General features: G+C 51.8%; 1 protein-coding gene. It reads right to left on the reverse strand.

Going from position 1 to position 1,418, the window contains the following annotated elements; translation table 11 throughout:
- Positions 1–1,418 (reverse strand): Ig-like domain-containing protein (locus F3J02_RS18345; RefSeq protein WP_167251614.1); only part of this gene is annotated, 1,418 nt, incomplete at both ends.

Here is a 1,418-nt window from a genome sequence, read left to right on the forward strand (position 1 = left end):
GAACCAGGTTCTGCTGTACCGGTAATCGGATCTGTTGCATTGATTGGATTGATGTCTGGTGCATTCGGTGCAGTTACATCGACTGTATATACTTGCGTATCGGTGATGTTGCTGCTGTTACCCGCTGTATCTGTAAATGTTGCTGTGGCATCAATGGTTTTATCACCATCTGCCAACAGGTCGCTGCCTGCAACACTTGCCGTCCAGTTGCCTGTTAATGGATCAACTGTCGCTGTGTACGTCACATTGTTGATCAGCAAGGTCACAACTGTGGTTGCTGCATCTGCTGGGATACCGGTTAAAGTACCCGTCAATGTCACATTGCCACCTGACTCTGCCGCATTCAACACGTTGTCTGCAGTCACTGTTCCGATCGTTAATACCGCACCCGCTGGGTTCGGTGCTGTCACGTCAATCACATAGCTGTGGTTCGTGGTGATCGGCCCTACACCCGTTACATTCACGGTCACATTGATGGTGCTGTCTGCATCTGCACTCAAGCCACTGCCTGGTACAGTCACGCTCCAAGTACCACCGGTTTGTACCGTGGTGTTGTAAGTCACACCGTTAACGTTGACCGTAACCGCATCACCCACCGTGAAGCTGCCCACCACTGAACCGCTCACAGTCTGTGGTGCACCTGCTTCTGCTGCATTGATGATGTTGTCACTGGTAATCGGGTTCACTACCACCACTGGTGTGGTGATGTTCACCGTATAGCTCGCATCCGCGGTCGCATTACCCACGTTACCTGCGGCATCAGTCGCTGCAATGCTGACGTTAATCACTTTGTCTGCATCTAGTACCAATTGGCTACCAGCTACCGTTACTGTCCAGCTGCCACCCGCTTGTACTGTGGTGTTGTAAGTCACACCATTGACGTTCACGGTCACCACATCACCAACGCTGTATTCACCGCTAACAGTTCCGCTGATGCTTTGGTTCGCACCTGCTTCTGTCGAGTCAACCACACCATCGCCCGTAATCGGATTGATCGTAACCGTCGTCGTGCTGTTGCTTGGTGGTGTGGTATCTACTGTATACACTTGCGTATCAGTCACATTGCTGCTGTTGCCTGCCGCATCAGTAAAGGTCGCTTTCGCATCAATGGTTTTATCACCATCAGCCAACAGGTCACTGCCCGCAACGCTTGCCGTCCAGTTGCCTGTTAATGGATCAACTGTCGCTGTGTACGTCACACCATTGATCAGCAAGGTCACAACTGTGGTTGCTGCATCTACTGGAACACCCGTTAAGGTACCTGTGACGGTCACATTGCCTGCACCCTCTGCTGCATTAACCACGTTGTCCGCAGTCACTGCATTGACGTTCAATACCGTACCTGTCGTATCTGGTGGCAAGCTATCTACCACTTCACTGCCCGGTAATGATGGGTTACCCGCTGGGTCAGTCGCGAC

It is taken from the genome of Acinetobacter sp. Tr-809 (assembly GCF_011753255.1).
Taxonomy (GTDB): domain Bacteria; phylum Pseudomonadota; class Gammaproteobacteria; order Pseudomonadales; family Moraxellaceae; genus Acinetobacter.